Origin of the sequence: Zooshikella ganghwensis DSM 15267 (assembly GCF_000428585.1) — a bacterium.
Classification (GTDB): domain Bacteria; phylum Pseudomonadota; class Gammaproteobacteria; order Pseudomonadales; family Zooshikellaceae; genus Zooshikella; species Zooshikella ganghwensis.
Genome location: NZ_AUAF01000174.1, coordinates 1 through 8,314 on the forward strand (window position 1 = coordinate 1; position 8,314 = coordinate 8,314).

The 8,314-nt window shown below is 39.8% G+C and carries 10 protein-coding genes and 1 riboswitch; of the genes, 9 read left to right on the forward strand and 1 reads right to left on the reverse strand.

Translation table 11 applies throughout. The features are described from left to right. A partial coding sequence (locus tag F607_RS31185) for an ISAs1 family transposase (RefSeq protein ID WP_038291647.1) occupies nt 1-266 on the forward strand: 266 nt, incomplete at its 5' end. On the opposite strand, the gene F607_RS36195 is transcribed toward F607_RS31185, so the two are convergent. Beyond that, nucleotides 169-501, reverse strand: a complete 333-nt coding sequence (locus F607_RS36195; RefSeq protein WP_169719837.1) for a PAS domain-containing protein — start codon at nt 499-501, stop codon at nt 169-171. The two genes, F607_RS31185 and F607_RS36195, sit on opposite strands and share 98 nt — an antisense overlap. A 284-nt stretch (nt 502-785) precedes the next feature. Between F607_RS36195 and F607_RS0122510 the strand changes: the two genes are divergently transcribed. The 8 genes from F607_RS0122510 to F607_RS0122545 form a co-directional block, all read left to right on the forward strand. Continuing rightward, entirely contained in the window at nt 786-1,565 is a 780-nt protein-coding gene (locus tag F607_RS0122510; RefSeq protein ID WP_038292077.1) for a substrate-binding periplasmic protein, read from the forward strand. A gap of 30 nt (nt 1,566-1,595) precedes the next feature. Continuing rightward, nucleotides 1,596-2,573: an ABC transporter substrate-binding protein gene (locus F607_RS31190; RefSeq protein ID WP_051311744.1), complete on the forward strand. Its 978-nt coding sequence runs from the start codon at nt 1,596-1,598 to the stop codon at nt 2,571-2,573. A 19-nt stretch (nt 2,574-2,592) separates the two neighbouring features. Next, nucleotides 2,593-3,582: an ABC transporter substrate-binding protein gene (locus F607_RS0122520; RefSeq protein WP_027709877.1), complete on the forward strand. Its 990-nt coding sequence runs from the start codon at nt 2,593-2,595 to the stop codon at nt 3,580-3,582. A 92-nt stretch (nt 3,583-3,674) separates the two neighbouring features. After that, nucleotides 3,675-3,796, forward strand: a riboswitch (TPP riboswitch). A gap of 188 nt (nt 3,797-3,984) precedes the next feature. Continuing rightward, on the forward strand, nt 3,985-5,916 hold the full coding sequence (thiC, locus tag F607_RS0122525; RefSeq protein ID WP_051311745.1) for a phosphomethylpyrimidine synthase ThiC: 1,932 nt from the start codon (nt 3,985-3,987) through the stop codon (nt 5,914-5,916). After that, nucleotides 5,913-6,125 (forward strand): sulfur carrier protein ThiS, encoded by a 213-nt coding sequence (gene thiS / locus F607_RS0122530; RefSeq protein ID WP_094786249.1) that lies wholly within the window; start codon nt 5,913-5,915, stop codon nt 6,123-6,125. Before thiC ends, thiS begins: the two co-directional genes overlap by 4 nt. Before the next feature lie 23 nt (nt 6,126-6,148). Continuing rightward, nucleotides 6,149-6,919 carry a thiazole synthase gene (locus F607_RS0122535; RefSeq protein WP_027709880.1) on the forward strand — a complete coding sequence of 257 codons (771 nt, stop codon included), beginning with the start codon at nt 6,149-6,151 and terminating at the stop codon, nt 6,917-6,919. After that, nucleotides 6,916-8,037: a 2-iminoacetate synthase ThiH gene (gene thiH, locus F607_RS0122540; protein WP_027709881.1), complete on the forward strand. Its 1,122-nt coding sequence runs from the start codon at nt 6,916-6,918 to the stop codon at nt 8,035-8,037. Before F607_RS0122535 ends, thiH begins: the two co-directional genes overlap by 4 nt. Nucleotides 8,038-8,099: 62 nt before the next feature. After that, nucleotides 8,100-8,314 (forward strand): helix-turn-helix domain-containing protein (locus F607_RS0122545; protein ID WP_027709882.1); only part of this gene is annotated, 215 nt, incomplete at its 3' end.

Below are 8,314 nucleotides of genomic sequence, written 5' to 3' on the forward strand. Positions count from 1 at the left end.
AGTCATTGCCAGCAAAAGAGGTTAGTGAAATGATCCAACATCACTGGCAAATTGAAAACAGCTTGCACTGGAGTTTGGATGTTGCATTCAGAGAAGATGATAGTCGAATTCGTAAAGGACATTCAGCTGAAAATATGTCTAGAATTAGGCAGATAGCACTTAATATTCTTAAGCAAGATAATACTTATAAAATTGGAATAAAAAATAAGAGACTCTCTGCTGGTTGGGATCATGAATATTTAATGAAGCTAATTTGTTCGGTGTAAATTTATATGCGATTGCCCTGGGGTCATTGCTATCTATAAAATGTTTGGCCAACTGATTATGGCTATGATGATACTCTATTGGAATAAGAATATTGATTGATCGTCCAATTACTTCTTCTGCGTTGTATTGAAAGCATATTTCAGAGGCATGGTTGTAGCAAACAACATGCAGCGTTCTATCGACAATAATGACTGGCTTGTGTAGCTGATCTGCAATGAAGTTCAAGCTTTCCACGGTTATCCTTGTATTTATAGTTGTAAAACATACTCCTATTATAGCGGAGAATGTTATCTCTATGATTAAAAAAGTACATGTTAGCTTAAGTTCAGTAGTACGCTTTTCTTGAAAAGAAAATACTCAGTTGTGGGTATTTGCATTAAATTTTAAAACAAATTTTTAGATAGCTATTTATTATGTGTTTTAAATGGTTTTAACTTTTACGCATGTTGTCACAGCTGGACTATATTTTTTAATTAATAATGTTTGGTTTTTTATGAGCTAGGAGCGCAAGTCTCTCTATGAAACGTCATCTTATATTTTTGGTTGCCATATTGATTTTAAATGTTAAATGTGGTGTGGTGGCTGAAGAATTAGTATTTAATACACAGGATTTTCCTCCGTTTAATTATACGGTTGATAATAAGGTAGAAGGGCCTGCAGCTGATATTATCAGAGCAGCCTGTCAAGCACTATCGTATAGCTGCAAGTTTAAGCTTTTACCTTGGCGACGCGCCATTAATGAAGTGAAGGAGGGAAAAGCACATGGGCTATTTGTTATAGGCTGGAATAAAGAAAGAGATCAGTGGCTTTATTATTCTCCTCCGCTTATGGAAACAGCCTACGGTTTCTTTGTGCGAAAGTCCAATACCCTAAATTACTCAGGACTTAAGGATATTGAAGGCTACCGAGTGGGGGTCTTTGGCCCATCGAATACTTCAAAGTCGCTTGAGAAAATCAAGCAAAGTATGGAGTCTGAGAGCTTGAATGCTATTCACATAAAGATGGTATCAGATGATATCAATATTTTTAAGATGTTGGATGACCCGAAAAGAAATCTAACAAGCGTTTATTCTAATAAAGATGTAGGCATGGCTATTATTCATCAAGTTAATTTGGGTAATATCCGCTATGCAGGGTCACATAAAAAACTCAACTATTATTTTGGGCTTAGTAAAGAGTTTACAGATAAAAAGGTTGCTGATGCTTTTAGTAATACAGTTTCAGATATGAGAAACTCTGGAAAATTAAAAGAAATACTTGATTCATATCATATGCGGTTAGCACCCATAGATAAATAGTAAGTATAGTAATATAGCTCTGGAATGAGTATGCCTTTATTATCGCTGCTTGCCATAATTGTTTTGGTATTTAATTCAGTGCTTAAAGCTGGAGAGCGCGATATTGTTGTTGTGGAAAGCTATCATACAATGTACCCGTGGGATAGAGACTGGTTAATGGCACTGCGTGATAGCTTGGCACACTATAATTTAATAACGTTTCAAATGGATACCAAACGGTTACCTCGGAAGCAGTTTACACAACGTGCAGAAATTGCATGGGATATTATAAAGAGTGTTGATCCTGCTCTTGTCATTTTGGGGGATGACAATGCGCTCAGCTATCTAGCTACAAAAGTTGGCAATAGTCAGTATAAAGTAATTTATCTAGGTATTAATTCCAATCCGCGAAAAACAGCTATATTAAAATACAAAAATATTACAGGAGTGCTAGAACGCCCATTATACCGTCGTTCAATCATTGAAATGAAGAAAGTACTGCCTGGGATGAAAAAAGTGCTGATTATGTTTGATGGGAGTACTACATCAAAATATGCTTCAGAGGACCTATTTCAAGGTAATGACTTAGTAACATACAGTGGTGTTGAAATGCACCTTGAGACAACCAATAATTATGAACGATGGAAATCAGTACTGCTGTCAGCGAAAGAAAATGGATATGATGCCATTTGGGTGGGGCTTTACTTTACTGTATTTGATAAGCAAGAACATATAGATCATCGGCAACTTTTATCTTGGACTTCAAATAACAGTAAGGTGCCTTTATTTGCGTTATGGGATTTTGCGGTAGGTAAACAGAAAACGATAGGTGGCTATGTTATGACGGGTAATTCACAGGGAGCTGCAGCAGGTTTACTTGCGCAACAAGTACTCGCAGGTACTTTACCAAAGGATATATTGCCTGTCATTGCAGAACATGGAGAGATGATTTTTAGTCGGCACGAACTTGATCGATGGCAACTGATTTTGCCAATGGAATTACAGTTGTCTGCAGAATTTGTTGAATGATAGTTAAAGGAGGCTATTTATGAAAAAAATCATGAAGTTATTGCTACTTGGTATGTTAATATACTTTTCTAATTATGCCCTAGCAGCAAATAAAGTACTCTTAATTGAAAGTTATCATGCCGATTATCCTTGGGATATTAGTTATGTTGAAGGCTTAAGATCTGTCTTTGAGTCGAAAGAAATTTCGCTGCTTCGATTTCAAATGGATACGAAACGAGTACCAAGTGTAGAGTATCAGCAAAAAGCTGATGAAGCTTGGGCATATTATCAGCAAGTACAGCCTGATCTTGTCATTCTTGGAGATGATAATGCATTAAAGTTTCTTGCCGAGAAATTTTCACAAACAAATACGCCAGTGGTTTATTTAGGTATTAACAGTAATCCAAATAAACTGGGTATTACTAAGTATAAAAATATCACCGGTATTTTAGAACGCCCATTATTTAAAAAGTCTATTGCTCAAGTGAAAGAAATTTTACCTAATGCAAAAAAGCTTCTTATTCTATTTGATAATGGCACAACTTCTACCCAGGCATTAGAAGATGAGTTTAAAGGTAAAAAGACCGGTGCGATTAGTGGCATAAAAATTGATATTCACCAAATTGGTATTCTAAGTGAGTGGAAATCAGCAGTCAGTTCTGCCAAAGAAAGTGGATATGATGCCATCATTACAGGTCTTTATCATACCTTGCGAGATGGAAACGATAAGTCTGTTGATTCAACCAATTTAATAGAGTGGACGTCAGAAAATACGCCAGTACCTATGTTTGCCTTCTGGGATTTTGCGGTAGGACCAAAAAAAGCAATTGGAGGACTGGTGCTGTATGGTTTTTCCCAAGGCCAAGCGGCTGGCAAAATGGCAATGGACATTTTATCGGGTAAACAGCCTTCCTCTATACGGCCAAAAATAGGAGAGAAGGGTCGAAATCTATACAGTAAGTCATTACTGGAAAAGTGGAGTATTACTCTGCCAGACTCAATTGCCAAAAGAGCTGATTATATTGATTGACAGCCATTTTACCTGGCAAAAGAATTAAAGTGTGAATTTAGTCGTGTCTTGATAGTACTTGATCTTCAGTACTTATATTTTCTATACTCTTGGGCATCTTGTCGGAGTGCCTGTAGAGGTGAAGTCATTCATCTCTCTGGCTGAGACTGCAGTTGCGGGATCCGTGGAACCTGATCTGGTTAGTACCAGCGAAGGAAACAAGAGTTGCCAAAGCACGTAGCGATGCCACCTGGGTGTACATAAGAAGTGATATACACCAGTTACTGTTCATTTTTCATGGTTTTCGTGCAGTGCTTTCAGTAGTTCACCTGTTGGGCTATTGAACTGGTTACCAAAACTCTCCCTCTGTTTACTCACGACAAGCAATCACAAACTATATCCATTGTGGACGTGTGAGTGCTTATGTCTAGAAATGAAAGTCGCCAAATGGCGCAAGATTTTATTAATCAGCTTAGTTGCCAACCCTTTCCAAATTCAGAAAAGATATATATTACTGGTAGCCAAGATAATATTCGCGTTGCTATGCGTCAGATTAAGCTGGCTGATACATTAGCTGGGGGTACAAAGGCTAATCCAAGCTACGAATCTAACCCACCTGTTCCCGTTTATGATACATCAGGGCCATATACTGATCCCTCTGCGACAATTGATGTGCATAAGGGAATAGCTGCGTTGCGTAAATGCTGGATAGAGTCTCGAAATGACACAGAGGAGCTGACGAGAGTATCTTCTCATTATGCACAACAACGTCTGGCTGATGGACAGTTAGAGCATTTACGGTTTGGTTGTTTACCAAAGCCTAAAAAAGCAAAACCTGGTGCTAATGTTACCCAAATGCATTATGCCCGTAAGGGAATTATTACACCTGAAATGGAATATATTGCTATTCGTGAAAATATGGGGCGCGAGCGGGTGCGTAGTGCAGTGCTTAAAAAGCAGCATCCTGGCCAGCATTTTGGTGCAAATTTACCTGAAAATATAACGCCTGAATTTGTACGACAGGAAGTGGCTGAAGGACGAGCTATTATTCCTGCCAATATAAACCACCCAGAATCAGAGCCTATGATCATTGGGCGAAACTTTTTGGTTAAAGTGAATGCCAACATTGGCAACTCGGCTGTGACCTCATCCATTGAAGAAGAAGTTGAAAAACTGGTTTGGGCGACGCGCTGGGGAGCCGATACCGTCATGGATTTATCAACTGGGCGAAATATCCATGAGACGCGGGAATGGATTTTACGTAATTCACCTGTTCCTATTGGCACTGTGCCGATATACCAAGCACTTGAAAAAGTAAAAGGGATTGCTGAAGACCTAAGTTGGGATGTGTTTCGTGATACGTTAATTGAACAAGCAGAGCAGGGTGTAGATTATTTTACTATACATGCCGGTGTATTGTTGCGCTACGTACCTATGACAGCAGAACGTTTAACAGGTATTGTATCTCGTGGCGGCTCTATTATGGCGAAGTGGTGTTTATCCCATCATAAAGAAAACTTTGCTTATACTCACTTCGAAGAAATTTGTGAAATTTGTAAGGCTTATGATGTATCACTTTCGCTTGGTGATGGCTTGCGACCTGGCTCAGTTGCTGATGCGAATGACGAGGCGCAGTTTGCTGAACTTAAAACCCTTGGCGAACTAACAAAAAAAGCTTGGCGGCATGATGTTCAGGTTATTATTGAAGGCCCAGGCCATATTCCAATGCATATGATTAAAGAAAATATGGATTTGCAATTGGAACATTGCCATGAAGCACCTTTTTACACATTAGGCCCTTTAGTAACTGATATTGCACCAGGATATGATCATATAACCTCAGGCGTAGGAGCTGCGTTAATCGGTTGGTATGGATGTGCCATGTTATGTTACGTCACACCCAAGGAGCATTTGGGTTTACCCAATAAGGATGATGTAAAAACAGGGATGATTACCTACAAGATTGCAGCACATGCCGCTGACTTGGCAAAAGGACATCCTGGTGCGCAAATACGTGATAATGCAATGTCTAAAGCGCGTTTTGAATTTCGTTGGGAAGATCAGTTCAATTTAGCGTTAGATCCTGATACAGCGCGTGCTTTTCATGATGAAACACTGCCGCAAGCTTCGGGTAAATTAGCTCACTTTTGTTCGATGTGTGGTCCAAAATTCTGTTCTATGAAAATCTCACAGGATGTGCGTGACTATGCCGCAGAGCAGAAACAACAAGGTATTAAAATCCAGCTTCTTGATGAAGAGATTATGGTGGATGCTGAACAAGGTATGCAGCAAAAGTCTGCTGAGTTTAAAGCCAGTGGTGCTGAAATATACCAGTTAATGGAAGCACAAGAATGACCAAGAAGCTGAATATTAGTGTAAATGATGTACCTCGTCAGTTATACAATCCTTGTAGCATTATGGAGTTACTGGTTTTGCTTGAGCAGCCAGAGAAAGGTGTTGCTGTAGCCATTAATACCAACATTATTTGTCGTAGTCAGTGGCGGCAGTATCAGTTACAAGAAAATGACCAGGTTGTAGTGTTTAAGGCTATTGCTGGTGGTTAAGGTGAAAGGGCTAAGGTGTAAATATGTTAAAAATAGCGAATAAAGCTTTTAGCTCTCGATTATTTACGGGAACAGGTAAATTTAATGATAAAACAACCATGGTTGCTGCATTACAAGCATCAGGCTCCGAAATGGTGACCATGGCATTGAAGCGAGTTGATTTGCAAAATAAAGACGATGATATTTTGCAGCCGCTGATCGCTAATAACATGCATTTATTACCAAACACGTCTGGTGCTCGTACCGCAAAAGATGCTATTTTTGCGGCTAAATTAGCACGAGAAGCACTGGAAACTCACTGGATAAAGCTGGAAATACACCCAGACCCACGGTACTTATTGCCTGATCCCGTAGAGACGTTATGTGCTGCAGAACAGTTGGTTAAAGAAGGTTTTGTGGTATTGCCGTATATTCATGCAGACCCTGTTTTATGTAAGCGGTTGGAAAGTGTGGGTGTTGCGGCTGTTATGCCTCTGGGATCACCTATTGGCTCTAATCAAGGGCTTAAAACGAAAGCGTTTTTAGAGATTATTATTGAGCAGTCCAATGTCCCTGTCATTATTGATGCGGGATTAGGCTCGCCAAGTCATGCTGCGTCTGCAATGGAAATGGGGGCTGATGCTGTTTTAGTGAATACGGCAATTGCTGTAGCACCCGACCCAGTCGTGATGAGTCGTGCATTTGCATTAGCGGTACAGGCAGGGCGAATGGCATTTGAAACTGGGTTGGCAGGACAACAACAGCAAGCACAGGCTTCAAGCCCATTAACTGCTTTTTTAGAGGATGTCGGATGAGTTTTTACGACTATCTACAGCAAGTTAATTGGGATGAGTGTCGGCTCTCTATTCGTAGTAAAAGTAAGACAGATGTAGAGTGTGCTTTGTCTCGCCAGCGACTAACACTTAATGACTTTCAGGCGCTAATTTCACCTGCCGCTGAACCTTACCTGGAGCAGATGGCTCAGCGGAGTATGCAATTAACTCGGCAGCGTTTTGGCAATACGTTGCAAATGTATATTCCATTATACCTATCGAATCTTTGTTCGAATATTTGTACTTATTGTGGTTTTTCCATTCATAATAAAATCCGCCGGACAACTTTAACCTTGCCACAACTGAATGCAGAAATTGCTGCGGTAAAAAAAATGGGGTTCGATCATGTGCTATTGGTTACAGGAGAATCGGAGTACCGAGTAGGCATTGACTATTTTCGTAAAATAATCAAACACGTGAAATCTCAATTTGCACATCTTTCCATGGAGGTTCAACCTCTAGACCAACATGAATATGAAGAGCTGATTGGTTTAGGACTGGATGCTGTGCTGGTATATCAGGAGACTTATAACCCTGTTACTTATGCCGCACATCATTTAAAAGGAAAGAAACAAGATTTTCGTTATCGACTGGAAACCGCAGACCGCTTAGGAAAGGCTGGAATCCACAAAATAGGGATTGGCGCATTAATAGGTTTAGATGACTGGCGAACAGACAGTTACCATGTTGCAATGCATTTAGATTATTTGCAACGAACATACTGGCAAACCAAATATTCGATTTCATTTCCTCGCTTGCGTCCTTGTGCAGGAGAATTTCAACCAAAATCAATCATGACAGATCGCCAATTGTTGCAACTGATTTGTGCCTACCGTTTGTTTAATCCTGATGTAGAGTTATCATTGTCAACAAGAGAGTCTGCGCACTTTAGAAATAATGTTCTCCCATTGGGTATTACCAGCTTAAGTGCAGGTTCAAGCACACAGCCTGGAGGTTATACTGATGAAAGGACGTTAGCATTGAAACAGTTCGAGATTTCTGATGATCGTCCACCAGAACAAATGGAAGAAATAATTAAACTAAAAGGTTTAGAGGTGGTATGGAAGGACTGGGATCGTAGTTTAAATGCTTCGTTTTAGGGGCTGTTACTAATGAGTCGGAAATAATGGATACTTTCTAGAATTATGCCATACTTATTAGTATGAAATATGATGCCCGACAGTTATCAACAGAAGAAAAAGCATTATTAAGACGTTTAGCCGTTCAGAGAGTATTTGACGGTGAGTCACCTGCCAATGTTACCCGTAGCTATGGGTTGGGAGAAAAGAGTATTTTCAAATGGTTAAAAATTGCTAGAACAGAGGGGGTAGACGCATTAGCTCCAAAACCTCGTCCAGGTCGAGCGCGATCGCTGAG